The organism is Burkholderia sp. MSMB1078WGS, from assembly GCF_001528895.1.
Taxonomy (GTDB): Bacteria; Pseudomonadota; Gammaproteobacteria; order Burkholderiales; family Burkholderiaceae; genus Burkholderia.
In genome coordinates this window covers 63,631-88,492 of record NZ_LPDI01000006.1, presented here as the reverse complement: position 1 = coordinate 88,492, position 24,862 = coordinate 63,631, and the positions used below count along the sequence as shown (strand labels likewise).

The window sequence follows — 24,862 nt, the reverse complement described above, 5'->3', positions numbered from 1 at the left end:
CGGAGAAAGGCATGCAATTCGACAAGCGCGCCTGGCTCGACAAGATCAAGCAGATGTTCGCGGGGTTCGACCGCCCGCTCGCGCTCATCGTGTTCCTGCTGCTGTGCGTCGGCATCGTCACGCTGTACAGCGCGTCGATCGACGTGCCGGGCCGCGTCGAGGACCAGCTGCGCAACATCCTGCTGACGTTCGTGCTGATGTGGGTGATCGCCAACATCCCGCCAACCACGCTGATGCGCTTCGCGGTCCCGCTCTACACGTTCGGGGTCACGCTGCTGATCGCCGTCGCGCTGTTCGGGATGACCAAGAAGGGCGCGAAGCGCTGGCTGAACGTCGGCGTCGTGATCCAGCCGTCGGAAATCCTCAAGATCGCGACGCCGCTGATGCTCGCGTGGTACTACCAGCGTCGCGAAGGCGGGCTGCGCTGGTACGACTTCGTCGCCGCGTTCGGGATCCTGCTGGTGCCGGTCGGGCTGATCGCGAAGCAGCCCGACCTCGGCACGGGCCTGCTCGTGTTCGCGGCCGGCTTCTTCGTGATCTACCTCGCCGGCCTGTCGTTCAAGCTGATCGTGCCGGTGCTCGTCGCGGGCGTGATCGCGGTCGGCTCGATCGCCGTGTTCGAAGAGCGCATCTGCCAGCCCGAAGTGCAGTGGCCGCTGATGCACGATTACCAGAAGCACCGTGTGTGCACGCTGCTCGATCCGACGTCCGACCCGCTCGGCAAGGGCTTCCACACGATCCAGGCCGTGATCGCGATCGGCTCGGGCGGCGTGCTCGGCAAGGGCTACCTGAAAGGCACGCAGGCGCACCTCGAATTCATTCCGGAGAAACACACCGACTTCATCTTCGCGGTGTTCTCGGAGGAATGGGGGCTCGCCGGCGGCCTCGTGCTGCTGACGCTGTACATGGCGCTGATCGCGCGCGGGCTCTACATCGCCGCGCAGGGCGCGACGCTGTTCGGCCGGCTGCTCGCGGGCTCGCTCACGCTCGCATTCTTCGTCTACGCATTCGTCAACATCGGGATGGTGAGCGGCGTGCTGCCGGTCGTCGGCGTGCCGCTGCCGTTCATGAGTTACGGCGGCACCGCGCTCACGACGCTCGGCATCGCGATCGGGATGATCATGAGCGTCGGGCGGCAGCGGCGGCTGATGAAGAGCTGAGCGCGCGGCCCGCACCGCGGCACACGAAAACGGCGCTCCGGCGCCGTTTTCATTGGGCGCGGGTACTTACTGCGTCGGCGCGTGCGGCTTGCCTTGTTCCGCGCCGGCACCCGACGCCGGCATCGGCGCCTTCAGCCGCGCGCTCAACTCCTTGAATTTCAGCTCGGCCGTCTCGTCGCCCTGCGCGGCTGCCGCCGCGTAATACGCGCGTGCGATGTTCAGGTTCTGCGCGACGCCGTCGCCGCCGCGCTCGTAGAACGACGCGGTCACGTACTGCGCGATGGGCTCGCCCGCGTCGGCGGCCTGCTTGTACCACGCGAACGCCTGCCGGTTGTCGCGCGGCGTGCCGCGCCCGTCGAGGAACTGGTTCGCGAGCGACAGCTCGGCCTGCACGTGCCCCTGCTTCGCGGCCCGCAGGAACCAGCGATGCGCTTCGGCCGGGTTGCGCGCGACGAACTCGCCGTCGTCGAACATCCGGCCGTATACGTACTGCGCATGCGACATGTTCGCGTCCGCCGCGCGCTTCAACCAGCGCAGCCCTTCGTCGACGTTCGCCGTCACGCCTTCCCCCGTCAGCAGCATCATCGCGTAGTTGAACTGCGCGAGGCGATCGCCGCGCTCGGCCGCATCGTGGAATTGCACCAGCGCCGCGCGATAGTCGCCGGCGTTGTAGTCGGCGACCGCCGATTGCGTCTCGTGCGACGGATCGGGCTTCGCTTGCGGTGCGCCCTGTGCGACGGCCGCCGCACACACGGCCCACAGGCCGACCATCGCCCCGAGCCGCGCGCGCCGGCGGCACCCACCGTCTGCGCCGTTCATGACCGCACCTCCTGCAACGCCTGCCGCGTCGCGCGCAGCAGCCAGCTCACGTCGGCCGACACCGTGATCATCCGGTAACCGGCCTCGCGATACTGGCGCGCGGCCGCCGTGTCGCCGGCGAAGATGCCGACCGCGACGCCGGCCTGCTTGCCGGCCGCGAGCACGCGCGCCATCGCGGTTTCGACGTCCGGGTGACGGATATCGCCGAGATGCCCGAGGCTCGCCGCGAGATCGGCCGGGCCGACGAACAGGCAATCGACACCGGGCGTCGCCGCGATCCGCTCGACTTCGTCGACGCCGCGTGCCGATTCGACCTGCACGATCACCGCGACCTGCGCATTCGCCGTCTGCAGGTAGTCGCGGCGCATGCCGAACGCCGCCGCGCGCACCATGCCTGCGACCCCGCGCAGCCCGTCGGGCGATTCGGGCGACGGAAAGCGCGTGAGCCGCACCGCGTGCGCGGCGTCGTCGGGCGTCTCGATACACGGGAACATCAGCGTGCGCGCGCCGGCGTCGAGCGCGCGCTTCACGAGCCACGGCTCCCGCGCCGGCACGCGCACGACCGGTTCGCTCGGCAGGTGCGCCGCGGCGAGCGCGCGCAGTTGCGACGCCACGTCGCGACTGTCGTTCGGCGCATGCTCCATGTCGATGCAGAGCCAGTCGTAACCGGCATGCGCGAGCGCTTCCGCGGCCGAGTCGCTACCGAGCGACAGCCACAGGCCGTACAGCGGCTCGTCGCCGTCGCGCAGGCGTTGTTTGAGGGAATTGGTGAGCGTGCTCATCGATACGGCCTCCGGAACGGAACGGCAATCGAACGGGACAAGCAACAGGCGAAGCGAAACGCGCGCCGCCGGGCAATCGAAGCATGGCGGCGGCGGATCGCGCGCCGGAGAACGTGAGTCGGATCGGGCCGGCCGATCTGACAGCGCGGGCCGCGAAATCGCTCACGCGAGCGTTTTCCGGTGCCGCACGACGATCATAGCGCGGCGGGGTGCTCGATGCGGGAACTGACGGGGAAGCCGTACCGGCACGGCGCGGAGGAAGGCGAGCCGGCGGCGGCAGCGACGAGGCGGCCCACGCTGGACGGCGGGGCTGCCTCGCGGGAGGGCAGGGTCAGCGGCCGGGCTGGCGCTCGACGTCGGCCCAGCAGTTCGGCGTCTCGTACAGGCGCACGCGCTCGAGGCGCAGGTTCACGCCGTAGTGCGCGTCGTACACGTTCGCGAGGAGGTCGAACGCGATCGCCGCGAGGTTCTCGACGGTCGGGATCCGGTCGAGCACGACGGTCTTGTGGTCGGCCATCTGCTCGAGGAACGAGCGCACGACCTCGTCGCGCGCATAGACCAGGAACGCGTGGTCCCACTTGCTGACGAGATGCTCGACCGCGAGCGCCTTCACGTCGGCGAAATCCATCACCATGCCGCGGTCGGGCGCCCCCTCGGTATCGACGAGATCGCCGCGCAGCGTGATTTCGAGCACGTAGCGATGGCCGTGCAGGTTCCTGCACTGGCTGCGGTGATCGGGAATGCGGTGGCCCGCGTCGAATTCGAGTTTTCGGGTAATCAGCACGATGTCAAAAGCCGTGGCTCAGGGAATGTTCAGATATTTATGGGTCTGCATCGACAGCCGCCACTGCGGATGACGCTTGCACCAGTCGATCGCGAGCTTCGTGTTGAGGTCGCGCGACGGGCCGTCCATCGGCTGCACGAGAAAATACTCGAAATCGAGCTTCGCGTAGTCGGCCAGCCGCTGGTTGTCCTGCGGAACGACGACCTTCAGTTCGTTGCCCTTCGTGACGACGAGCGGCGCGTCGGCCTTCGGGCTCACGCAGATCCAGTCGATCGATTCGAGCACCGGCAGCGAACCGTTGGTCTCGATCGCGATCTCGAAGCCCGCCGCATGCAGCGCGTCGACGAGCGGCTGGTCGAGCTGCAGCATCGGCTCGCCGCCCGTGCAGACGACGAAGCGGTGCGCTTCGTCCTCCGGCCACCGGCCGGCGATCGTCGCGACGAGCGCCGCGGCGTCCTTGAACTTGCCGCCGTTCTCGCCGTCGGTGCCGACGAAGTCCGTATCGCAGAAGCGGCACACGGCCTCCGCACGATCCTCTTCGCGGCCCGACCACAGGTTGCAGCCGGCGAACCGGCAGAACACGGCCGGCCGGCCCGCATTCGCGCCCTCGCCCTGCAACGTGTAGAAAATTTCCTTGACCGCGTAAGTCATCGTGCTTCGTCCGGCTTGCGCCGCTCGTTGTCGATCAGAATCTGTTAGTCCATCAAGCGCTGCCCGCGCAGCCGCGTCACAGCGGCGCTTCGGTCACCCGCTCGCCCTTCAGGTAAGCCTCGTAGCCGCGCTTGCGCAGCTTGCAGGCCGGGCATTCGCCGCAGCCGAAGCCCCAGTCGTGCAGTTCCGCGCGCTCGCCCACGTAGCACGTGTGCGTCTCGACGCGGATCAGTTCGACGAGCGCCTCGCCGCCGAGCTGTTCGGCGAGCTGCCAGGTCTGCGCCTTGTCGAGCCACATCAGCGGCGTCTCGAGCACCATGCGCGTATCCATCCCGAGATTCAGCGCGACCTGCAGCGCCTTCATCGTGTCGTCGCGGCAGTCCGGATAGCCCGAAAAGTCGGTCTCGCACATCCCGCCGACCAGCACGCGCAGCCCGCGGCGATAGGCGATCGCGGCGGCGATCGTCATGAACATCAGGTTGCGGCCCGGCACGAACGTGTTCGGCAGGCCGTTTGCCGCCGTCTCGATCTCGATCGTGCGCGTCATCGCGGTATCGCTGATCGCGCCGAGCACCGACAGGTCGATCATGTGATCGTCGCCGAGCCGGTCCGACCACGCGGGAAACTTGCGCTTCAGCGCTTCGCGCACGCCTTCGCGACACTCGAGTTCGACGCGATGGCGCTGACCGTAATCGAAGCCGAGCGTCTCGACTGTCTGGTAGCGTTCGAGGGCCCATGCCACGCACGTGGCCGAGTCCTGCCCGCCGGAAAACAACACGAGCGCGCCGTCTTTAGCGTCTGTCCGAATCACCGTGATACTCCGTGAATGTGTAGGCTCGCGTCGCACTGCGCCCCGAGGCCGGCTGCCGCCGGGCGGCCCGACGCGGCCGGCCTGCGCCGGCTCGACCAGTATAGGCAGCGCGGTCGGCCGCGAATGCGGCGGCGCGCTTATACCGCTCATCGCGCGGCATCGTTGCCGCGCGCCACGGCAGGCGCACTGCGGGCGGCCTACCATGCGCATGAAGCGATGCGCTAAGTCATTGAGCGGGCACGGATTTTATCATGCTCCGGCGAATGCTGCCGGGCCCACCGCCCACGGCACGCAATACCCACCACAAACGAAAAACCCCAAGAACCTTCCGATTCTTGGGGTTTTAAATGCTGGTGGCCTGGGACGGAATCGAACCATCGACACGCGGATTTTCAATCCGCTGCTCTACCAACTGAGCTACCGGGCCAACGAAGAATGAAAGTATATCGAGCTATTCGCCCCCGAGCAAGTGCTTTCGCAAAATATTTTACAGCGCGCCTTCGGACGGCTTCTTGCCGAGCTCGACGCCGAGCTGCTTGAGCTTGCGATACAGGTGCGTGCGCTCGAGGCCCGTCTTCTCCGCGACGCGCGTCATGCTGCCGTTCTCGCGCGCGAGGTGATATTCGAAGTACGCGCGCTCGAACGCATCGCGCGCTTCGCGCAACGGGATGTCGAACGGGATCGCGGCCGTCTGGCCTGCGAGGCCGAGCGCCGACGCCATGTCGTCGCCGAGCGTCGGCAGCGCCGCCGCCGACGCGACCGCCGCCGGCCCCGCGGCCTGCCCGCCGCCCGCCTTCGCCGCCGCGTTCGCGGACACCGGCGCCGCGCCGCGTGCGAGGCCGTGCTCGACGGACTTCAGCAACTTCTGCAGCGCGATCGGTTTCTCGAGGAAATCGAGCGCGCCGATCTTGGTCGCCTCGACGGCGGTATCGATCGTCGCGTGCCCGGACATCATGATCACGGGCATCGTCAGCAGCCCCTGCGCCGCCCATTCCTTGAGCAGCGTGACGCCGTCGGTATCGGGCATCCAGATATCGAGCAGCACGAGATCGGGCGCCTGATTCAGCCGGTATTCCCGCGCGGCCTGCGCGTTCTCCGCCGCCTCGACGACATGTCCTTCATCGCTGAGGATCTCCGAGAGCAATTCCCGGATGCCCATTTCATCATCTACCACCAGGATGGTTGCCATTTACGCTGCCTTTGTCTGCTCACTTGCTTTTGTCTTGGCGGGAGTCGCCCCGTCCTGTGCACCGGATTCGGCGCCTGGCGTATCGCTCGCCATCTGCAGGAAGAGGATCGACACCTGCGCACCCTCGACGGTCTCGCCGTGCATGCGATTGCGCAGATCGATCCGCGCGCCGTGCTCGTCAACGATTTTCTTGACCGTGGCCAGCCCGAGCCCCGTGCCCTTCGCCTTCGTCGTCACGTAAGGCTCGAACGCGCGCGTCAGGATGCGTGCCGGAAAACCGGGCCCGTTGTCGGACACGGTCAGACGTACCGCGACGCGCGTTTTGCCCTCGGCGTCGGGGTCGCCATATTCTACTGTCTTGGTTTCGATCAACACACGCGGATGCGCGGACTCCGCGACCGAATCCTGCGCATTCTGCAGCAGGTTGTGAATCACCTGGCGCAATTGCGTCGCGTCGCCGCGAATCACCGGCAGCGACGGCGCGAGCTCGGCGACGATCGCGCTCTTGCCTTCGCCGACGCCGTAGAGCCCGAGCACCTCGCTCGCCAGTTCGTTCAACTGCAGGTTCGCGAGCACCGCCGGCGGCGTGCGCGCGTATTCGCGGAAATCGTCGACCATCCGCTTCATCGCGGCCACCTGGTTCACGATCATCGTCGCGCCGCGCTTGAGCACGTCCGCGTCGTGCGGTGCGAGCTTGTCGGACAGCTTCATCTGCAGCCGCTCGGCCGACAGCTGGATCGGCGTCAGCGGATTCTTGATCTCGTGCGCGAGCCGCCGCGCGACCTCGCCCCACGCGACCGAACGCTGCGCGGAAATCACGTCGGAGATGTCGTCGAACACGACGACGTAACCGGACGTCTGCGGATCGTCGGCCTGCCCCTCGACCGTCGACACGAGACGCGTGCCGCGCACGAGCAGCGTCAGCGGCTCGGTTTCGCCCGGCACCTCGATCGCGAACTGCTGCTGCCAGTGGCCGCGATCGCCGCTGCCGCCGTCGGACGCCGCCTCGCGATCGGCGAACGCCTTGCGCACCATCGCGCCGAACCCGGCGGCCACGCCGATCCGGTCGAGCGTCGTACCGATCAGCGAGTTGAACGGCTGCCGGAAGATCCGCTCGGCGCCGCGATTGGCCGTCGTCAGCCGGAACTGGCGGTCGAGCACGAACACGCCGGCCGTCAGGTTCGCGAGGATGCTCTCGAGATACGTCTTCGAATGCTCGAGCGCGATGCGGTTCTTCTCGACCGCGAGCCGCGCCTCGGACAACTGGCGCGTCATCGCGTTGAACGACTGCGTGAGGAAGCCGAGCTCGTCGCGCGTCTTGATCTCGCGCTTCGGCGTGTAGTCGCCTTCCGTGATCTCCTTCGTGCCCTGCGCGAGCAGGAACAGCGGCCGCGCGAGCTGCTGGCCGAGCGCGAGCGCGAGCATCATCGCGATGAAGGTCGCGAGGAACAGCGCGAGCGTCAGCGTGCCGATGTACATCTTGCGCAGGCCCGTGCGGCCGAGCGACTTTTCCTGGTACTCGCGGTACGCGCGCTGCACGGCGTCCGCGTTGTGCGCGAGCGTCGGCGGCACCGGCTGCGTGAGCTGCAGGAACCGCTCCGCCGGCTGCAGCAGCGACGTCGTCGCATCGGGAATCGGCCGCACGACGCGCAGCCGCAGCGCGCCCTTCGCGCCATGCGCGCGCGGGTCGCCGTCGACTTCGCCCTCGATCGCCGCATACGCGCCGTGTTCGCGCGCCTGGCTCAGCATCAGCGGCGTCGGCAGGTCGTCCGGAATCAGCGCCGCGAAATTGCCCGACGCCTGCGCGACGATGTGAAGGTCGGGCGCCGCGCCCGAGCCGCCGCGGCTCGGCTCGACGATCGTCGCGTCCTGCACGCCGAACTGGTCGCGCAGCCGCAGCAGCGTGAGCGTCGTGCCGTTCGTGTTCGCATCGACGCTCGCGAGCTGGTCGGACATCAGCCGCGCCTTCGTCTGCAGATCGGACAGCGACGCATCGAGCATCCCGCGGCCGAGGTTCAGCCCGGCCGTCAGCGCCGTCTCGACGTTCACGTCGAACCACGATTCGATACTGCGCGACACGAACTGGTACGACACGACGTAGATGATCCCGCCCGGCACCACGCCGACGAGCGCGAAGAACACCGCGAGCTTCGCGAGCAGCCGCGTGCCGAACTTGCCCTTCCTCAGGCGCACGACGATCATCCCGATCAGCCCGAGCACCACGAGCAGGAACACGAGCGCGACGACGATGTTCGTCGCGTACAGCCACGAGTAGTAGCGGTCGAAGAATTCGGTGTTCGCACTCGCAGCCGCGAGCAGCACGAGCAACAGCAGCGCGGTCAGCGCGACGGTCGAGACGATCACGCGGATGAGGAGGCTCTTCCCGCTGGCCGCGCGGCGTACTTTATTTAGCACGTTCGGTCACCGTGAAGTTGAAGCGCTTCCAGTCCGACCCGAGCGTCCAGTCGCGATTGTTCACGGCATCGACCTGGAACGGCTTCGGCATCAGCGCCGTATCGAGCTGCATCCGCACCGACGCCGTGTAGGTTTCGCCCGCGCGCACCTGGTTGCGGTCGATCACGTGCCACGACGTGATGTGACGAACCACCGCGAGCGCATCCTTCAGCGACGGGAAGCCAAGCTGCAGGCCGCCCGTCGACACGCGGTACTCGCGCGTGAGCGGCTGGAACGACAGGCGGATCGTCTGCGTGACCGCCACCGGCTGCTCGTCGAACCAGTACCAGCGCGCGCGGCTCAGTTCGAAGTCGGTCGTGAAGTAAAGCGGGATGCCCTTGTTGACGGCATCCTCGAGGCTCGGATTCAGCTCGAAGTCGAAACGCGCGTCCAGGCTCCAGCCGCTTCCGTCCGACTGAAGCGACGCGCGCTGCACGGCGATCGATTCGGCATGCGCCGGCCGGACGACGACCAGGCACAGCGTCAACGCGACCAGCAAGACGGCCGCGAGCCGAAATGGAAAAAGGTGTTTGATCGTCACCGTTTCTGAAACCGCGCGTAGAAAAATCCGTCGTGATCGATGTTCTGGTCGAGTGCGCCGGCGGCCGCCCGCCCCTGCACGCCGCCCGGCAGCAGTTGGCCAGGGGCGTCCAATCGTACCGCATCTTCGCAGGCCGCTTCAAACCAGCGGGCCTGCCATTCGCCTTCCTCAGGAAAGATCGAACAGGTCACGTAAAGCAGTTCGCCGCCCGGCTTCACGAGCGGCCACAGCGCCGACAGGATGCGACGCTGCTCCGCGACGAGCGCCGGGATGTCGGCCTCGCGGCGCAGCCAACGGATGTCGGGATGCCGCCGCACGATGCCGGACGCCGAGCACGGCACGTCAGCCAGGATGCGATCGAACGGGCGCCCGTCGTACCACGCGTCCGGCGTGCCCGCGTCGCCGACGCACACGCTCGCTGCGAGCGACAGGCGAACGAGATTCTCGCCGATGCGCGCCGCGCGCGTCGCGTCGCTTTCGAGCGCCACGACGTCCGCATCGGCGAGCTCGAGAATATGGCCGGTCTTGCCGCCGGGCGCCGCGCACGCGTCGAGCACGCGCATGCCGTCACGCGCGCCGAGCCATTCGGCCGCGAGTTGCGCACCGGCGTCCTGCACCGACACCACGCCGTCGGCAAATCCCGGAATGCGATCCACCGGCAGCGCCGATGCAAGCCGCACGGCATGCCGGCCGATCGTGGTCGCGTCGATCCCGCTTGCGCGCAACGTGTCGAGATACGCATCGACGCTCGCACGACGCGCGTTCACGCGCAGCGTCAACGGCCCCTGACGCTCGCCGGCCGCGAGGATCGCCTGCCACGCGTCCGGCCATGCGCGCTTCACCGCATCGACCCACCACGCGCGGTAGTTCCAGTGCGCGACCGGATCGTCCTGCATCGCCGCGGCGAGTGCGTCGCGCTCCCGCAGGAAACGGCGCAGCACCGCGTTGACCATCCCTTTCGCGAACGCGAATTCGCGCCGAGCACCGATGACGGTGACGGCCTGGTCGACCACCGTGAACGCCGGGTACGCGGCCTCGTCCGCCGGGTCGAGCAGCAGCGCGAACGCGCCGGCGAGCACCGCGTGCACGTGCGCGGGCGGCGCCTTGCCGACGAACTTGCCGATCAGCCAGTCCGCGCTGCCAAGGCGGCGCATCGTCCGGTAGGCGACGTCCTGGGCCGCACCGCGCGCGAGCGCCTGCGCACCGGGCGGCATCTGCGCGAACACCGCCGACAGCGCCGCCGGCAACGCGGTGCCGCGTCGCACCGCATCGACCGCCTGCGCGGCCGCGTCGAGCGCGAAGCCGAGCGAATCGGGCGACAGGTGCAGCGCAGACAGGCGCGCCGGGCGGCCGGAAGAAGTCGGAGCGGAAAAACGGGGTCGTGTCATCGGTGCGGAATCGGCAAACAAGCGCCGCAATCGGGTGCGGCAAACAAATGCGGCAAGCGGCGGCGGCAAACGGCGGGATCGCGGCCGCCACATGGCCCTGCGATCCCAAACCGCGCATTGTAGCGTGCGGTCATGCCGCCCCCTTTGGCCCCTTTACGGCGCGCGCAAATGAAACACCCCGCAGCGCGAAGCATGCGGGGTGGCGGAGCGGCCCGCGCACGGCAACGGCCGCGCGCGGTACGCCGGGGCATCAATCGAAGCGGCCGGTGCGCGCCATCTCCATCAGGCGCGCGATGCGCTCCTCGGTGGCCGGGTGCGTCGAGAACAGGTTCTGCAGGCCACCGCCGTGCAGCGGGTTCATGATCATCATCTGCGCGGTGGCCGGATGCGCTTCGGCTGCCTGGAACGGGATGCCCGCCGCATAGCGATGGATCTTGTCGAGTGCGGTGGCCAGCGACTGCGGATCGCCGGAAATCTGCGCGCCGCCTCGGTCGGCCTCGAACTCGCGGGCCCGCGAAATCGCCATCTGGATCAAGGCGCCCGCAATCGGGGCGAGCAACGCGACCGCGATACCCGCGATCGGGTTGGCCGGCCGGCCGTTCTCGTCGCGTCCGCCAAAGAACATCGCGAAGTTCGCGAGCGCCGAAATCGCGCCCGCCATCGTCGCGGTGATCGTCGAGATCAGGATGTCGCGGTGCTTCACGTGCGCGAGCTCGTGCGCCATCACGCCGCGCATCTCGCGCTCCGACAGCACGCGCAGGATGCCCGTCGTCGCGGCAACCGCCGCGTGCTCGGGATTGCGACCCGTCGCGAACGCGTTCGGTGCGTCCTCGTTGATCAGGTAGACGCGCGGCATCGGCAGATTCGCGCGCGTGGCCAGCTCGCGCACCATCCGGTAGAACTGCGGCGCCGTGTTCTCGTCGACTTCCTGCGCGTTGTACATGCGCAGCACCATCTTGTCGGAGAACCAGTACGAGAAGAAATTCATGCCGAGCGCGAACAGCAGCGCGATCGTCATGCCGCGCGAGCCGCCGATCATCCCGCCGATCACGATGAACAGGGCCGTGATCGCGGCCATCAGCATCGCCGTTTTGACCCAATTGAACATACCCACTCCTTATCCGTCAGGGGACCCGCCGCGCATCACAGCGCACAGCGGAAAATTGTAAGCGATTTGTTAGATAAGGTCTCGCCGGAAAAATTCAATCTCAGCGTTGCGAACTCGCAAGCCGAAGGCCGAGGCCGACGAAAGCGCTGCCGACCGTGCGGTCGAGCCACTTCTTGACGCCCGGCTTGCCGGCAAAGCGCTGCGTGACGCTGCCCGCCACCCACGCGACGAGGCTCGTCCAGACCGTGCTCATCGCGACGAACACCGCGCCGAGGGTCAGGAATGCCCAAGCCTTGTGCGGACTGTCGGCCGACACGAACTGCGGGAAGAACGACACGAAGAACAGCACGACCTTCGGATTCAGCACGTTGGTCCAGAAACCCTGCATGAACAGCTGGCGCAGCGGCTTGGCGGCCGCGGCCTGCGTGGCTTCGGCGCCCGACGGCGCGGCGGCCTGCTTCGCGACGATCATCCGCACGCCGAGATAGATCAGATATGCGGCGCCGGCCAGCTTGATCACCGTGAACGCGGTTGCCGACGCCGCCAGCAGCGCGGTCAGGCCGAATGCACATGCGAGCGCGTGGACGCAGCAGCCGGCCGAAATACCGAACGCCGATATCAACCCCGCGCCGCGCCCCTGCGCGACGCTGCGGCCGATGATGTAGGCCGTATCGGGGCCGGGCGTGATGTTCAGCAGGAAAACCGCGAGCACGAAGAAGCCGAAATGGACGATGCCGAACATGAAAACCTCGAAACCGGAAAGCGCAGGGAAATTCTACGCGTGCCTGCGGCCCCGCGCGACTCGGCCGTCCGGCCAGTTGCGCGGGGCCGGCGAATCCGGTCGAATGACGCTGAGGCCGTGTCAGTCGACGTCGGGCAGCGCGAAACGCTGGCCTGCGACGAGCGGCGAACCGGCGAGGAATTCGCGCGCGGGCAGCCGCTTGCCGCCCGGCTTCTGCAACTGCGTGACGCGCAGCGCGCCGCTGCCGCATGCGACCACCACGCCTTCCGGCGCGACCTCGACGATCGTGCCGGGCGCCGCATCGCCGCGCGCCGCCACGGGCTCGGCCGCCCACAGCTTGATGGCCGCACCGTCGAGCGTCGCGACGCCGCCCGGGAACGGATCGAACGCACGCACCTGGCGCGCGAGTACGTCGGCGGGCTTGCGCCAGTCGAGCGCCGCTTCGTGCTTGCCGATCTTTTCCGCGTAGCTCACGCCGTCGGCCGGCTGCGGCGTCGCCGGCAGCGTGCCGTCGCGCTCGAGCCGCACGAGCGCGTCGACGATCAGCCGCGCGCCGTCGGCGGCGAGCCGGTCGTGCAGCGTCGCGGTCGTATCGTCGGGCGCGATCGCGATGCGCGCCTCCTCGATCATCGCACCGGTGTCGAGGCCGGCATCCATCTGCATCAGCGTGACGCCGGTCTCGGCGTCGCCGGCTTCGATCGCGCGATGGATCGGTGCGGCGCCGCGCCAGCGCGGCAGCAGCGACGCGTGGATGTTGATACAGCCGGCGCGCGGGATGTCGAGCACCTCCTGCGGTAGCAGCAGTCCGTACGCGGCCACCACCATCACGTCGTGCGGCGTCGTGCGCAGCAGCCCGATCGCGTCGGCCGCCTCCGCCGGATACTTGCCCGCGCGGCGCAGCGACGGCGGCTGCGCGACGGTCATCCCGTGCTCGACCGCGTAGCGCTTCACGGCGCTCGCCTGGAGTTTCATCCCGCGGCCGGCCGGGCGATCGGGCTGGGTGAGCACGAGCGGCACCGGGAAACCGGCCTCGTGGATCGCGGCAAGGGCAGCCGCGGCGAATTCCGGCGTGCCGGCAAAAATCACGCGCAACGTATGGGTCATGACAGCGTTCGGGGTCGGGCTGGGAGTACGCGCATCACATCGCGCGTTCGAGTTTCTTCATCTTCGTCTTGATACGCGTCTGCTTGAGCGGCGACAGGTATTCGACGAATACGCGACCCATCAGGTGATCCATCTCGTGCTGGACGCACACGGCGAGCAGGCCTTCGCAGTCGAGCTCGAAGGTCTCGCCCTGCTCGTTGAGCGCGCGCACGCGCACGTGGTCGGGGCGTTCGACTTCGTCGTAGATGCCCGGCACCGACAGGCACCCCTCTTCATAGATCTGCTTCGCGTCGCTCGACCACACGATCTCCGGGTTGATGAACGCGCGCAGCTCGTTCTTCTCCTCGGAGACGTCGATCACGATCACGCGCTCGTGCACGTCGACCTGCGTGGCCGCCAGGCCGATGCCCGGCGCCGCGTACATGGTCTCGGCCATGTCGGCGACGAGCTTGCGGATCCGGTCGTCGACCTTGTCGACGGGTTTGGCGACCTTGTGCAGCCGCTTGTCGGGGTAATGAAGAATATTGAGCAAAGCCATGGCGTTCGGTATTCGGTGAAGCGGCGTGCCGCATCGGCCATCCGGCCGGCTGGCGCCGCCGCCGGGATGCAATGAAGATGAGGCGGATGCGTGGCATATCAATGCCGCGGATCGCGCCTCCTGCAATCGGCCGGGCGCCTGCGCGCACGGCCCTGTCGAGTATTTCGGATGATGAAAATTTTATCATGGCGCCACGCGCTGCGCTGGCCGCCGCATTCGAGGGCCCCCTCATGTCGCCGCAAGCGCTGACGCCCTCCGCGCTGCGCGCATGGCTGCAGCTCGCGCATGCGCCCGGCCTCTCGCCCGCCGTCTTGCAGGCGCTGCTCGCGGCATTCGGTTCGCCGGCGGCGGTGCTGTGCGCGTCCGACCAGGCCATCGCCGCCGTGAGCAGCCCCGCCGCCGCGCAAGCCGTGCGCGCGAGCGAGCGCGACGATCTCGATACGCGCACCGACGCCGCGCTCGCCTGGCTCGACGGGCCGGGCAACGTGCTCGTCACGCTGAGCGATCCGGCCTACCCGCCGCGGCTGCGCGATCTGCATGATCCGCCGCCGCTGCTATATGTAAAGGGGCGGCTCGATCTGCTGCACGCACGCGGCCTCGCCGTGGTCGGCAGCCGCCATGCGACGCCGCAGGGGCTCGCCGACGCAACGCATTTCGCCCACGCGTTGTCCGACGCGGGTCTCGCGATCGTCTCGGGCCTTGCGCTCGGAATCGACGGCGCCGCCCATCGCGGCGGGCTCGACGGCCGGTCGGGCACCGTCGCGGTGATCGCGACGGGCGCCGATCTCGTCTATCCGGCGCGCCACCGCGCGCTCGCCCACGAGATCGCCGCGCACGGCGCGATCGTGTCGGAATGGCCGCTCGGCACGCCGGCCCGTGCCGCGCATTTTCCACAGCGCAACCGGCTGATCGCCGCGGTCGCGATCGGCGTGCTCGTCGTCGAAGCGGCCCCGCGCTCGGGCTCGCTGATCACCGCGCGGCTCGCGAACGAACTGGGGCGCGATGTGTTCGCGGTGCCCGGCTCGATCCACGCGCCGCTCGCGCAGGGTTGCCACGCGCTGATCCGCGACGGCGCAAAGCTCACCGCGGCGCCGCTCGACGTGCTCGAGGAATACGGGCTCGGCGAGCCGGCGGTGCGCACAACGGGCGGCGCGGCGCGCGCCGGCAACCCGCGCGCGAACGCTGGCGAAATCCGCGCGCCCGCCACTGCCGACGTCGCGCAAGCGGATCGCGCCGTCGCGGCCGCCGCGCCGCCCCGATCCGAAGCCCCGCCACCGGGCGATCCGTCGGAACAAGCGGTGCTCGCCGCACTCGGATACGGCCCCGTTACTTACGAATGGCTCGCCGAGCACAGTGGCCTGCCCGACGACGTACTGCATGGCGCGCTGCTCGCGCTGGAACTGGCCGGCCGCATCGCGAGCGTCGCCGGCGGACGCTTCGCGCGGCTCGACGCGGCGCCCACCCCGTCCGCGCGGGGCATGCTACATTCCCCGCCATAGGGGCGGCCCGGCCGCCGACGATATCCAAGGAATTCCATGCCCGCGCTGAATCTCGACACCGATGCGGATCGGATCGCCGAGCGCCTCGCCGATCCCGGCACGTTGCTGGTGGCCTGCCTGTGCGCCGAGTGGTGCGGCACGTGCCGCGACTACCGGAGCGCCTTCGACCAGCTCGCCGATGCGCATCCGGACGCCTGCTTCGCCTGGATCGACATCGAAACCCATGCCGACCGGCTCGACGATCTCGACGTCGAGAACTTCCCGACCATCCTGATCGAGGACGCCCATACCGCGCGCTTCTTCGGCACGGTGCTGCCGCACGCGGCGATCGTCGAGCGCATGCTGTCCGACTTGAGCGCGGTGCCCGGTGCGCCGCACGCACCGAAATTGCGCAACCTCCTGAACGTCGAAGCCTGAATTCGCGGGCCCGGAGCGGCAGTTTTTGCGCATGTTTGCGCGCCCCGCGGCGCCGGGCGCTTGCCGCCGTTGCGGCCCCCCTCTATGATGAGCCGCTTTTTACACGCCGAGCCGCCGTCGCTGCGGCGTGTGCTATAAAGCGGTCGTAAAAGGGACCCACAACCGGCGAACCCGGTCTACCAACACACACCTGTCATGTCCAAAGCACTGATCATTGCGGAAAAGCCTTCTGTCGCGAACGACATCGCACGCGCTTTGGGCGGTTTTACCAAGCATGACGAGTATTACGAGAGCGACGATTTCGTCCTTTCGTCCGCTGTCGGCCACCTGCTGGAAATCGCAGCCCCGGAGGAGTACGAGGTCAAGCGCGGGAAATGGAGCTTCGCGCATCTGCCCGTCATTCCCCCGCATTTCGACCTGAACCCGATCGCAAAAAGCGAGTCGCGCCTCAAGGTGCTCACGAAACTGATGAAGCGCAAGGACGTCGACCGCCTGATCAACGCATGTGACGCGGGGCGCGAAGGCGAGCTGATTTTCCGCCTGATCGCGCAGCACGCGAAGGCGAAACAGCCGGTCCAGCGTCTGTGGCTGCAATCGATGACGCCGCAGGCGATCCGCGACGGGTTCGCGAACCTGCGCAGCGACTCGGACATGCAACCGCTCGCCGACGCCGCCCGCTGCCGCTCGGAAGCCGACTGGCTCGTCGGGATCAACGGCACCCGCGCGATGACCGCGTTCAACAGCAAGGGCGGCGGCTTCTTCCTGACCACTGTCGGCCGGGTTCAGACGCCAACGTTGTCGATCGTCGTCGAACGTGAAGAGAAAATCCGTCGCTTCGTCCCGCGCGACTACTGGGAGGTAAAGGCCGAATTCGCGTGCGCGGCCGGCTTCTACGAAGGCAAGTGGTTCGACCCGAAATTCAAGCGCGACGAATTCGATCCGGAAAAGCGCGACTCCCGCCTGTGGAGCCTGCCGGCCGCCGAAACGATCGTCGCCGCCTGCCGCGACCAGGTCGGCACGGTGTCCGAGGAATCGAAGCCGTCGACGCAACTGTCGCCGCTGCTGTTCGACCTGACGAGCCTGCAGCGCGAGGCGAACAGCCGCTTCGGCTTCTCCGCGAAGAACACGCTCGGCCTCGCCCAGGCGCTGTATGAAAAGCACAAGGTGCTGACCTACCCGCGTACCGATGCGCGCGCGCTGCCGGAAGACTATCTGTCGACGGTCCAGTCCACGCTCGAGATGCTCAAGGAGAGCCACAACTACCTGCCGCATGCGAAGCAGGTGCTCGACAAGGGCTGGGTGAAGCCGAACAAGCGGATCTTCGACAACTCGAAGATCAGCGACCACTTCGCCATCATCCCGACGCTGCAGGCGCCGAAGTCGCTGTCCGAGCCGGAGCAGAAGCTGTACGACATGGTCGTGAAGCGCTTCCTCGCGGTGTTCTTCCCGGCAGCCGAATTCCGCGTGACGACCCGGATCACCGAAGTCGCCGGCCATCACTTCAAGACCGAAGGCAAGGTGCTCGTCGAGCCGGGCTGGCTGCAGGTGTACGGCCGCGACGCCGAAGGCGCGGACGCGAACCTCGTGCCGGTGCAGAAGGACGAGAAGGTGAAGACGGACGAGATCGCCGCCGTCGCGCTGGTGACGAAGCCGCCCGCACGCTACTCGGAAGCGACGCTGCTGTCGGCGATGGAAGGCGCGGGCAAGCTGGTCGAGGACGACGAGCTGCGCGAGGCGATGGCCGCGAAGGGCCTCGGCACGCCGGCCACGCGCGCGGCGATCATCGAAGGCCTGCTCGGCGAGAAGTATCTGCTGCGCGAAGGCCGCGAACTGATCCCGACCGCGAAGGCATTCCAGCTGATGACGCTGCTGCGCGGCCTCGGCGTGAAGGAACTCACGGCGCCCGAGCTCACCGGCGAATGGGAATACAAGCTGTCGCAGATGGAGCGCGGCAATCTCGGCCGCGACGCGTTCATGCAGGAAATCGCCCGCATGACGCAGCAGATCGTCAAGCGCGCGAAGGAATACGATTCGGACACGATCCCCGGCGACTATGCGACCCTCGAGACACCGTGCCCGAACTGCGGTGGCCAGGTGAAGGAAAACTACCGCCGCTTTGCGTGCACGAAGTGCGAGTTCTCGATCTCGAAGATTCCGGGCAGCCGGCAATTCGAGATCCCGGAAGTCGAGGAGCTGCTGCAGAAGAAGGAAATCGGGCCGCTGTCGGGGTTCCGCAGCAAGATGGGCCGCCCGTTCTCGGCGATCCTCAAGCTGTCGTTCGACGACGAGACGAAGAACTACAAGCTCGAGTTCGATTTCGGCCAGGACCAGGGCGGCGAGGAAGGCGAAGCGCCCGACTTCTCCGCGCAGGAACCGGTCGGCGCGTGCCCGAAGTGCAAGGGCCGCGTGTTCGAGCACGGGATGAGCTACGTGTGCGAGCACTCGGTGGCGAACCCGAAGACCTGCGACTTCCGCTCGGGCAAGGTGATCCTGCAGCAGGAAATCACGCGCGAGCAGATGGGCAAGCTGCTTGCCGACGGTCGCACGGATCTGCTGCCGAACTTCAAGTCGTCGCGTACCGGCCGCAACTTCAAGGCGTTCCTCGTGAAGCAGCCGGACGGCAAGATCGGCTTCGAGTTCGAGAAGAAGGAGCCGAAGGCCGCCGCCGCGAAGAAAACGGCTAAATCGGCGGCAAAGGATGCCGAAACCGTGACCGAAGGCGCCGAAGAGAAACCGGCACCGGCACGCAAGACCGCCGCTCGCAAGACGGCGGCGCGCAAGACGGGTTCGTGACGCCCCGGCCGCAGGGCGCCGCTCGCGGCGCGTCCGGCACCGGCACGCAGCCATAAAAAAACGCGGATCGATCGATCCGCGTTTTTTTTCGTGCCGCCCGCCGAGCCGTTACAGCGGCGACGGCACCGCCACGCGCGTGCGCGGCGAGCGTGCAAGACGCGGCTGCAGGTTCGGATCGGTCGACTCGGGCTGCTCGGCCCGCATCTCCACACCGATCGGCGGCGGCGTCGCGCCCTGCGCGGCCCACTGCTCGCCCATCAACGCGTCGGTCGAGTGGCTGAAATGTTCGACGAGGTGGTCGATGAACGTGCGCACCTTGGCCGGCAGGTGGCGCCGGCTCGGGTAGGCGATGTTGATCTCGACCTGCGGCAGCCGGAATTCCGGCAGCAGCCGCACGAGCGCGCCGCGCGCGATGTCGCTGCCGATCAGGTAGCTCGGCAGGATCGCGACGCCCATTCCGAGCAACGCGAACTGGCGCAGCATCGCGGTGTTGTTCGCGACGATCACGTTGGTCGGGCGCACGCGCACTTCGCCGTCCGGCCCCGTGAACACGCGTTCGTCGCCCCAGTATTCGGTCGGCAGGCTCAAGGCCGGGTGCTCGGCGAGCTGTTCCGGATGAATCGGCACGCCGTGCTTCTCCAGATAGCTCGGCGTCGCGCACACGGTCATGCAACCGGTGGTGAGACGCCGCGTGACGATGCTCGCGCTGCGCATCTGGCGCGTGACGACGATGCCGACGTCGAAGCCTTCCTCGACGAGATCGACCTGCCGGTCGACCAGCGTGAGATCCGGCACCACCTTGGGGAAATTCTCCGTGTACGACTGCAGCACGGGAGCGAGGTTGTGCAGGCCGAATACGACCGGCGCAACGATGCGCAGCGTGCCGACCGGCTCGTGATTGCGTGCGACGACCATCTGCTCGACGTCCTCGAGCTCGTCGAGGATCTGGCGGGCACGCTCCAGATAGACCTGACCCGACTCCGTCAGGGAGAGGCTGCGCGTGGTGCGGTTGAGCAAACGCGTGCCGAGCCGGCCTTCCAGATCGGCGACGTGGCGCGTCGCGACCGCGTTGGAGATATCCATTGCGCTCGCGGCCCGCGCGAAACTGCCGAGATCTGCAACCTTGACGAACACGCGCATCGACTGCAAATGATCCATAAACGACTCCTGCCGCTGTTACAACTTCAAAAAGATGAAGCAAATGCGTAATTCTCCTACGACAGCGGAAAAGATGCAGAGTTGCTCAACAAGGGGCCGGTTGACGATAAAAATAGTCAAAAATCCTCGGCTTCCGCGGATAGTTGATCCAATTATTCTGCTTGGAGCAACAATTGGGTGAACCTCGTCGAGGAAGCGGCCGAATCAGAAAAGACGTGTTTGATGCGACACAACAGCGCACCCGTTCGCATGGCGCGCGAGTGGCGCCGGGGATGGCCGGCGCCGATTGCGGCGGAGCGTAACAACCTGTTAAAAAGACACCACGAAAGCGGCCGACGTTGCATCATGTCGGCCCCGGCCGGGCAGAGCGGGTGCGCAAGGTGCGCCGCCGCCCGTGCCGCTTTCAACGCGCGACACCCCGTTCACCATGAAAATTGCCATCCTCGACGATTACCAGGACGCCGTCCGCAAGCTGAACTGCTTCGAGATGCTCGCCGGCCACGACGTAAAGGTCTTCAACAATACGGTGCGCGGCCTGGGACAACTCGCCAGCCGTCTGGCGGAAGTCGAGGCGCTCGTGCTGATTCGTGAACGGACCCCGATTACTTCGCAGTTGCTGTCGAAGCTGCCGAACCTGCGCATGATCAGCCAGACCGGCCGCGTGTCGAGCCACATCGATCTCGACGCGTGTACCGACCGCGGCATCGCGGTGCTCGAAGGCACCGGTTCGCCGGTCGCGCCGGCCGAGCTGACCTGGGCGCTCGTGATGGCCGCCCAGCGCCGCATCCCGCAGTACGTCGCGAACCTGAAGCAGGGCGCGTGGCAGCAGTCGGGCCTGAAGACGTCGGCGCTGCCGCCGAACTTCGGCCTCGGCCAGGTGCTGCGCGGCCAGACGCTCGGCATCTGGGGCTACGGCAAGATCGGCCGGCTCGTCGCCGGTTACGGCAAGGCGTTCGGGATGAACGTGCTGATCTGGGGCCGCGAGCATTCGCTCGAAGCCGCGCGCGCCGACGGCTACACGGCCGCCGAGAGCCGCGAAGCGCTGTTCGAGCAGAGCGACGTGCTGTCGCTGCACCTGCGCCTGCACGACGACACGCGCGGGATCGTGAAGCAGGAAGACCTGATGCGGATGAAGCCGACGTCGCTGCTCGTCAACACGAGCCGCGCCGAGTTGCTCGAGGACAACGCGCTCGTCAACGCGCTGTCGCACAACCGTCCGGGGATGGTCGCGATCGACGTGTTCGAAAGCGAGCCGATCCTGCAGGGCTACAGCCTGCTGCGGATGGAAAACGTGATCTGCACGCCGCACATCGGCTACGTCGAACGCGAAAGCTACGAGCTGTATTTCAGTGCCGCCTTCCGCAACATTCTCGCGTTCGACGACGGCGACATGTCGAGCGTCGCGAACCCGGAAGCGCTGACGCCGATCCGCAAGCGCTGATCGCACGGGCTGCGCACGCCGCGCGGCCCCGCTGCTCCATTCCCGATCGTCAGGCGGCCACGCGGCCGCCCGTCATCGCGCCGACACGCGTGAGGAAGTGCTCGCCGTCGCGCCGCCCGAGATCGTACGCATGCCGCATCTGCGACGGGCTCGTGTAATCCCAGCTCGAAATCGGCACCTTGCTCGACGGCTGCACGTACAGCCGCCGCTGGTCGCCATGCGCGACCGTGAACATCTGCGGACGCGGATACAGCCGCGTGACGAGCACCAGCACGTCGCCCGGCGCAGGGTCGAGCGCATCGACCGGCACGTTGTCGACCATCCCGCCGTCGAGCACCGGCCGGCCGCCGCGTCGCAGCACCGGCGTGAACGGCGGCGTGCAAGACGACTGCAGGATCAGGTCGGCGAGTTCGTCGACTTGCGTGCAGGCCTGCGCGCACACGAATTCGGGCCGGAAACCGAGCGTGCGCCCGAGCGTCGGATGCAGCGTCTTGCGCACGTACTTTTCGATGTTGTACGCGACGAGGCCGGCGGCGACCGCGCTGCGCGCGCCGAGCCAGCGCGGCACGTGCGACACGCCGATGCGGATCTCCGGCGCCGCGGCGAGCTTCGCGAACGGCTCGCCGTAGATGTCGAGCAATGCCTGGCGGTAGATCCGGTAGTGCGGAAACACCGGCTCGCGCCCGAACAGGTTGCCCCAGTACGCGTTCTTCCGGTTGTGGCGCAGCGCCTCTTCGTAATAGCGCATCACCCACGCGGCGTCGCGCGTATACAGCATGCACGCGGTGGCCGCGCCGGCCGAGATGCCGGTGATCACGCGCGGGTGCAGGCCGAGGGCCGGCTGCGCGACGTCCCAGAAGCCAGCCTGCCACCAGCACCGATTGCCGCCGCCCGCAAAGACGATCTGGTCGAACATCGCGCCGCTCAGCTGACAAGCGCGTAGGTCGACGTCGCATGGACGGCCATCTTGCCGTCCTCGTCGAACAGCTCGACTTCGCCGAACACGAGGTTGCGGCCCATCCGCAGCACGCGCGCGGTGACGAGCACGTCGCCCTTGCGCACGGGACGCATGAAGTTCGTGTTCAGCGACACCGTCGTCATCGGCCGGAATTCGCCGAGCGCGGCCGAGATCGCGACCACCATCGCGGTGTCGGCGGCCGCCGTGAACACCTGGCCGCAGATCACGCCGCCCGAATGGCGGAATTCGCCGGAAAACGGCAGGCGCAGCGTGACGCTGTCGTCGCCGATCGACACGGGGACCAGACCCAGCGAGCGGACCCACGGGGCCAGCAGGCGATCCAGCAATTCGCGGACTGCGTTTTCGTCCATCTTCGAATGTCCAGAAAACGTCGCGCGACCGCCGCGCAACGCGTGTGGCGTCATCATACCGGGAGCGCGCAAACTGCGACCGCTCGTTACCGCGCCGACGGCCGCCGTCGTCTCGACGAAATATTTTCGGGATATTTGCAGAAAGGGCTTGCCAAGCCCGAAATACTCACGCATAATCTTTCTTCTGTTGGGGGCGTTAGCTCAGTTGGTAGAGCAGCGGACTCTTAATCCGTAGGTCGAGTGTTCGAGTCACTCACGCCCCACCACCGAATTTTGCAGTAGAAAATCAAGCACTTGCGCGAAAGCGTCGGTGCTTTTTTTTCGTCTATAGCCCGCGTGGGTAGGCGTCAAAAACTGGCCTTTGCCGGAAATCTGCCGGAACGGAAAAATCCAGACCAAGCGATCTCAACCTTTCGCATGGAGTCTGGAATGGCATACATCAGTCAGCGCGGCGAGTATTGGCGAGCCGAAGTCCGTCGGCGCGGATACAAACCGGTCTATCGATCATTCGACACCAAGCAGCAAGCCCAGCAATGGGCTCGACGCGTGGAGTCCGAGATGGATAGCGGCGCATACGTCGATCGCACCGAAGCCGAGCGCACTACGCTCCGTGAGGCACTGGAGCGGTACCGTCGCGAGATCGTCCCAGAAAAGCGCCACCCCTATCAGGAAAATCGGCGCATCGAGCGCTGGATCGACAACCCTCTGTCGTATCGAACTCTCGCCAACTTGCGTGGCGCAGATTTCGCAAAGTACCGAGACGAACGCCGGGCAGCCGGGCGCGCAGAAAATACCATTCGCCTCGAACTCCAGCTCGTCAGCCACCTCTTTGAGATTGCCCGGAAGGAATGGGGGCTGGAAAGCCTCCCAAATCCGCTCAAGAACATCCGGAAGCCGTCAGGCAGCCGCGCCCGTGACCGGCGCTTGAACCCGGGGGAATTCGAAGCCTTGCACGCGCAACTTGCCGCATCAAACAACGTATGGGCCGCCCCGGCCTTCGAGCTGGCAATCGAAACCAGCTTGAGGCAGGGCACGTTGTTCAGCCTTCAGTGGCCATGGATCGACCTCAAATCCCGCCTCATCACATTCCCTGCAGAGGCTCGCGGAAGCGACAACAAGGGCGTTCCGAGTGTTCTGCCCCTTTCAAGTCGGGCAGTGACGGTACTGCGCCATCTCGCCGCGCTCGCCGAAGCACCCATGCGACTTGAAGATCCTCGCGCCAATTTCGGTCCAGTGAATGTCGATCCGAGCAGGCTCAAAGGGCCGGTCTTTCAAACCACGGCCAATGCCGTGCTCTGCGTCTGGAAGCGAAGCCTTCAGAAAGTGAGCAAGTCCCTTCCCAACGTCAAAGAGCTTCGATGGCATGACTTACGTCACGAGGCAGCGTCCAGATTGTTTGAGAAGGGCCTGCATCCCATGGAAGTTGCGAGCATCACGGGACACAAGAGCATGCAGATGCTCAAGCGCTATACGCATCTGCGGCCGGAAAGCCTCCTCGAAAGACTCGGCTGACCTGTAGCAGCCCTCGAACCACGGCGACATTCGATTCTCATTTCTAAGTAGTTCTAATTTATAGGCGTTAGAAAATGGAAAGACTACTGACTTTTGGCCCCCTTCTTATCGCGATCGCTTTGACTGGCTGCGGCAAGAGCGATGAACGCAGGCTCTCTGATGCAGTGGCGGCAGACATGGCAGCAAAAGCCGATGCGATCCAGAAAGACAAAGAGCGGTCGACGCGGCGTGCGCACATCGCGGAACACCTGAAACCGCTCGTCTACGACCCGAAGACAGGCAAGTACGTCGAGCAGAAGTAGCAGCAGAGCGGCCCGACGTGGTGCTACCAACACCGCGCCAGGCCTGACCACAACCCACCTATATGAGAGGTGAATCATGGCTGAGATCAATTTTAACGAAGCTGAACCAGCATCCATAGGAAGGGACAGCGTACTCGCGCTCCGTGACTGGATTGACGACCTGCAGCTGACGCACGACGGCATGAAGATGCTGCTCAGTCTCGAGACCGGCCTGGACCAGCACGGCGTTCTGCTGAACACGGTCAAACTGCTGGCGGCAACGATCGATCGGAAACTCGACGACGGCCGCCGCCTGCTGCCTTCAGCCGACTAACCGACCCGAACTAACGAATTGAGGAAT

At 66.7% G+C, this 24,862-nt stretch carries 24 protein-coding genes and 2 tRNA genes; 9 read left to right on the top strand and 17 right to left on the bottom strand.

Annotation, left to right across the window (positions count from 1 at the left end; translation table 11 throughout):
• Positions 1-11 precede the first annotated feature (11 nt).
• Positions 12-1,160, top strand: a complete 1,149-nt coding sequence (gene rodA / locus WT24_RS01965) for a rod shape-determining protein RodA (RefSeq protein ID WP_034208688.1) — start codon at positions 12-14, stop codon at positions 1,158-1,160.
• A gap of 66 nt (positions 1,161-1,226) precedes the next feature.
• Here rodA and WT24_RS01960 read toward each other — a convergent pair whose 3' ends face one another.
• From WT24_RS01960 to def, 14 genes are all read right to left on the bottom strand, one after another.
• A complete protein-coding gene (locus WT24_RS01960) occupies positions 1,227-1,979 on the bottom strand; it encodes a tetratricopeptide repeat protein (protein WP_060030783.1) in 753 nt (250 codons plus the stop codon).
• Positions 1,976-2,761, bottom strand: coding sequence for an HpcH/HpaI aldolase/citrate lyase family protein (locus WT24_RS01955; RefSeq protein WP_060030780.1), 786 nt, complete (start codon positions 2,759-2,761; stop codon positions 1,976-1,978). Before WT24_RS01955 ends, WT24_RS01960 begins: the two co-directional genes overlap by 4 nt.
• A 331-nt stretch (positions 2,762-3,092) precedes the next feature.
• Complete coding sequence (queD, locus tag WT24_RS01950) at positions 3,093-3,545, bottom strand: 6-carboxytetrahydropterin synthase QueD (RefSeq protein ID WP_027785754.1); 453 nt, start codon at positions 3,543-3,545, stop codon at positions 3,093-3,095.
• A gap of 18 nt (positions 3,546-3,563) precedes the next feature.
• Positions 3,564-4,196, bottom strand: coding sequence for a 7-carboxy-7-deazaguanine synthase (gene queE / locus WT24_RS01945; protein ID WP_060030777.1), 633 nt, complete (start codon positions 4,194-4,196; stop codon positions 3,564-3,566).
• 76 nt (positions 4,197-4,272) lie between these two features.
• Complete coding sequence (gene queC / locus WT24_RS01940; protein WP_059501429.1) at positions 4,273-5,007, bottom strand: 7-cyano-7-deazaguanine synthase QueC; 735 nt, start codon at positions 5,005-5,007, stop codon at positions 4,273-4,275.
• A gap of 351 nt (positions 5,008-5,358) precedes the next feature.
• Positions 5,359-5,434 (bottom strand) — tRNA-Phe (locus WT24_RS01935).
• 60 nt (positions 5,435-5,494) lie between these two features.
• Positions 5,495-6,196 carry a response regulator transcription factor EsaR gene (gene esaR / locus WT24_RS01930; RefSeq protein ID WP_006495385.1) on the bottom strand — a complete coding sequence of 234 codons (702 nt, stop codon included), beginning with the start codon at positions 6,194-6,196 and terminating at the stop codon, positions 5,495-5,497.
• Positions 6,197-8,611 (bottom strand): sensor histidine kinase EsaS, encoded by a 2,415-nt coding sequence (esaS, locus tag WT24_RS01925; RefSeq protein ID WP_059501431.1) that lies wholly within the window; start codon positions 8,609-8,611, stop codon positions 6,197-6,199.
• Positions 8,601-9,191 (bottom strand): DUF4390 domain-containing protein, encoded by a 591-nt coding sequence (locus tag WT24_RS01920; protein WP_059501434.1) that lies wholly within the window; start codon positions 9,189-9,191, stop codon positions 8,601-8,603. The genes esaS and WT24_RS01920 overlap by 11 nt, the downstream gene beginning before the upstream one ends.
• On the bottom strand, positions 9,188-10,579 hold the full coding sequence (gene rsmB / locus WT24_RS01915; RefSeq protein WP_060030814.1) for a 16S rRNA (cytosine(967)-C(5))-methyltransferase RsmB: 1,392 nt from the start codon (positions 10,577-10,579) through the stop codon (positions 9,188-9,190). The genes WT24_RS01920 and rsmB overlap by 4 nt, the downstream gene beginning before the upstream one ends.
• A 250-nt stretch (positions 10,580-10,829) precedes the next feature.
• Complete coding sequence (gene htpX, locus WT24_RS01910) at positions 10,830-11,687, bottom strand: zinc metalloprotease HtpX (RefSeq protein WP_006485774.1); 858 nt, start codon at positions 11,685-11,687, stop codon at positions 10,830-10,832.
• Between the two features lie 100 nt (positions 11,688-11,787).
• Entirely contained in the window at positions 11,788-12,429 is a 642-nt protein-coding gene (locus WT24_RS01905) for a LysE family translocator (RefSeq protein WP_060030774.1), read from the bottom strand.
• 120 nt (positions 12,430-12,549) lie between these two features.
• On the bottom strand, positions 12,550-13,533 hold the full coding sequence (gene fmt, locus WT24_RS01900) for a methionyl-tRNA formyltransferase (RefSeq protein WP_060030771.1): 984 nt from the start codon (positions 13,531-13,533) through the stop codon (positions 12,550-12,552).
• A 34-nt stretch (positions 13,534-13,567) separates the two neighbouring features.
• The gene (gene def / locus WT24_RS01895; RefSeq protein WP_006477461.1) at positions 13,568-14,071 is read right to left on the bottom strand and encodes a peptide deformylase; all 504 of its coding nucleotides are present in this window, start codon (positions 14,069-14,071) and stop codon (positions 13,568-13,570) included.
• 185 nt (positions 14,072-14,256) lie between these two features.
• Here def and dprA point away from each other — a divergent pair, with 185 nt between their 5' ends.
• From dprA to WT24_RS01880, 3 genes are all read left to right on the top strand, one after another.
• Positions 14,257-15,570 (top strand): DNA-processing protein DprA, encoded by a 1,314-nt coding sequence (gene dprA, locus WT24_RS01890; RefSeq protein ID WP_060030768.1) that lies wholly within the window; start codon positions 14,257-14,259, stop codon positions 15,568-15,570.
• Between the two features lie 36 nt (positions 15,571-15,606).
• Positions 15,607-15,987, top strand: a complete 381-nt coding sequence (locus WT24_RS01885; protein ID WP_060030765.1) for a thioredoxin family protein — start codon at positions 15,607-15,609, stop codon at positions 15,985-15,987.
• A gap of 195 nt (positions 15,988-16,182) precedes the next feature.
• Complete coding sequence (locus WT24_RS01880) at positions 16,183-18,780, top strand: DNA topoisomerase III (protein ID WP_059501444.1); 2,598 nt, start codon at positions 16,183-16,185, stop codon at positions 18,778-18,780.
• A 108-nt stretch (positions 18,781-18,888) separates the two neighbouring features.
• On the opposite strand, the gene WT24_RS01875 is transcribed toward WT24_RS01880, so the two are convergent.
• Positions 18,889-19,938, bottom strand: coding sequence for a LysR family transcriptional regulator (locus WT24_RS01875; RefSeq protein WP_060030762.1), 1,050 nt, complete (start codon positions 19,936-19,938; stop codon positions 18,889-18,891).
• Positions 19,939-20,365: 427 nt separating this feature from the next.
• On the opposite strand from WT24_RS01875, the gene WT24_RS01870 reads away from it, so the two are divergent.
• Positions 20,366-21,379, top strand: a complete 1,014-nt coding sequence (locus tag WT24_RS01870; RefSeq protein WP_034208703.1) for a D-2-hydroxyacid dehydrogenase family protein — start codon at positions 20,366-20,368, stop codon at positions 21,377-21,379.
• A gap of 49 nt (positions 21,380-21,428) precedes the next feature.
• Here WT24_RS01870 and WT24_RS01865 read toward each other — a convergent pair whose 3' ends face one another.
• Together WT24_RS01865 and WT24_RS01860 are read right to left on the bottom strand one after the other, a co-directional pair.
• Complete coding sequence (locus WT24_RS01865; RefSeq protein ID WP_060030759.1) at positions 21,429-22,295, bottom strand: patatin-like phospholipase family protein; 867 nt, start codon at positions 22,293-22,295, stop codon at positions 21,429-21,431.
• Positions 22,296-22,303: 8 nt separating this feature from the next.
• A complete protein-coding gene (locus WT24_RS01860) occupies positions 22,304-22,708 on the bottom strand; it encodes a PaaI family thioesterase (protein WP_027785770.1) in 405 nt (134 codons plus the stop codon).
• A gap of 190 nt (positions 22,709-22,898) precedes the next feature.
• Between WT24_RS01860 and WT24_RS01855 the strand changes: the two genes are divergently transcribed.
• From WT24_RS01855 to WT24_RS34085, 4 genes are all read left to right on the top strand, one after another.
• Positions 22,899-22,974, top strand: a tRNA-Lys gene (locus WT24_RS01855).
• Positions 22,975-23,137: 163 nt separating this feature from the next.
• A complete protein-coding gene (locus WT24_RS01850; protein ID WP_034195841.1) occupies positions 23,138-24,220 on the top strand; it encodes a site-specific integrase in 1,083 nt (360 codons plus the stop codon).
• Positions 24,221-24,294: 74 nt separating this feature from the next.
• The gene (locus WT24_RS01845; RefSeq protein ID WP_049098122.1) at positions 24,295-24,522 is read left to right on the top strand and encodes a hypothetical protein; all 228 of its coding nucleotides are present in this window, start codon (positions 24,295-24,297) and stop codon (positions 24,520-24,522) included.
• Positions 24,523-24,598: 76 nt separating this feature from the next.
• Complete coding sequence (locus WT24_RS34085) at positions 24,599-24,835, top strand: hypothetical protein (RefSeq protein ID WP_156441726.1); 237 nt, start codon at positions 24,599-24,601, stop codon at positions 24,833-24,835.
• Positions 24,836-24,862 lie beyond the last annotated feature (27 nt).

Coding starts and splice junctions, on each gene's coding strand:
- rodA (WP_034208688.1), top strand. CDS start 12: ATGCAATTCGACAAGCGCGCCTGGCTCGACAAGATCAAGCAGATGTTC.
- WT24_RS01960 (WP_060030783.1), bottom strand. CDS start 1,979: ATGAACGGCGCAGACGGTGGGTGCCGCCGGCGCGCGCGGCTCGGGGCG.
- WT24_RS01955 (WP_060030780.1), bottom strand. CDS start 2,761: ATGAGCACGCTCACCAATTCCCTCAAACAACGCCTGCGCGACGGCGAC.
- queE (WP_060030777.1), bottom strand. CDS start 4,196: ATGACTTACGCGGTCAAGGAAATTTTCTACACGTTGCAGGGCGAGGGC.
- esaR (WP_006495385.1), bottom strand. CDS start 6,196: ATGGCAACCATCCTGGTGGTAGATGATGAAATGGGCATCCGGGAATTG.
- rsmB (WP_060030814.1), bottom strand. CDS start 10,579: ATGACACGACCCCGTTTTTCCGCTCCGACTTCTTCCGGCCGCCCGGCG.
- htpX (WP_006485774.1), bottom strand. CDS start 11,687: ATGTTCAATTGGGTCAAAACGGCGATGCTGATGGCCGCGATCACGGCC.
- WT24_RS01905 (WP_060030774.1), bottom strand. CDS start 12,429: ATGTTCGGCATCGTCCATTTCGGCTTCTTCGTGCTCGCGGTTTTCCTG.
- fmt (WP_060030771.1), bottom strand. CDS start 13,533: ATGACCCATACGTTGCGCGTGATTTTTGCCGGCACGCCGGAATTCGCC.
- def (WP_006477461.1), bottom strand. CDS start 14,071: ATGGCTTTGCTCAATATTCTTCATTACCCCGACAAGCGGCTGCACAAG.
- dprA (WP_060030768.1), top strand. CDS start 14,257: ATGGCGCCACGCGCTGCGCTGGCCGCCGCATTCGAGGGCCCCCTCATG.
- WT24_RS01885 (WP_060030765.1), top strand. CDS start 15,607: ATGCCCGCGCTGAATCTCGACACCGATGCGGATCGGATCGCCGAGCGC.
- WT24_RS01880 (WP_059501444.1), top strand. CDS start 16,183: ATGTCCAAAGCACTGATCATTGCGGAAAAGCCTTCTGTCGCGAACGAC.
- WT24_RS01875 (WP_060030762.1), bottom strand. CDS start 19,938: ATGGATCATTTGCAGTCGATGCGCGTGTTCGTCAAGGTTGCAGATCTC.
- WT24_RS01870 (WP_034208703.1), top strand. CDS start 20,366: ATGAAAATTGCCATCCTCGACGATTACCAGGACGCCGTCCGCAAGCTG.
- WT24_RS01865 (WP_060030759.1), bottom strand. CDS start 22,295: ATGTTCGACCAGATCGTCTTTGCGGGCGGCGGCAATCGGTGCTGGTGG.
- WT24_RS01860 (WP_027785770.1), bottom strand. CDS start 22,708: ATGGACGAAAACGCAGTCCGCGAATTGCTGGATCGCCTGCTGGCCCCG.
- WT24_RS01850 (WP_034195841.1), top strand. CDS start 23,138: ATGGCATACATCAGTCAGCGCGGCGAGTATTGGCGAGCCGAAGTCCGT.
- WT24_RS01845 (WP_049098122.1), top strand. CDS start 24,295: ATGGAAAGACTACTGACTTTTGGCCCCCTTCTTATCGCGATCGCTTTG.
- WT24_RS34085 (WP_156441726.1), top strand. CDS start 24,599: ATGGCTGAGATCAATTTTAACGAAGCTGAACCAGCATCCATAGGAAGG.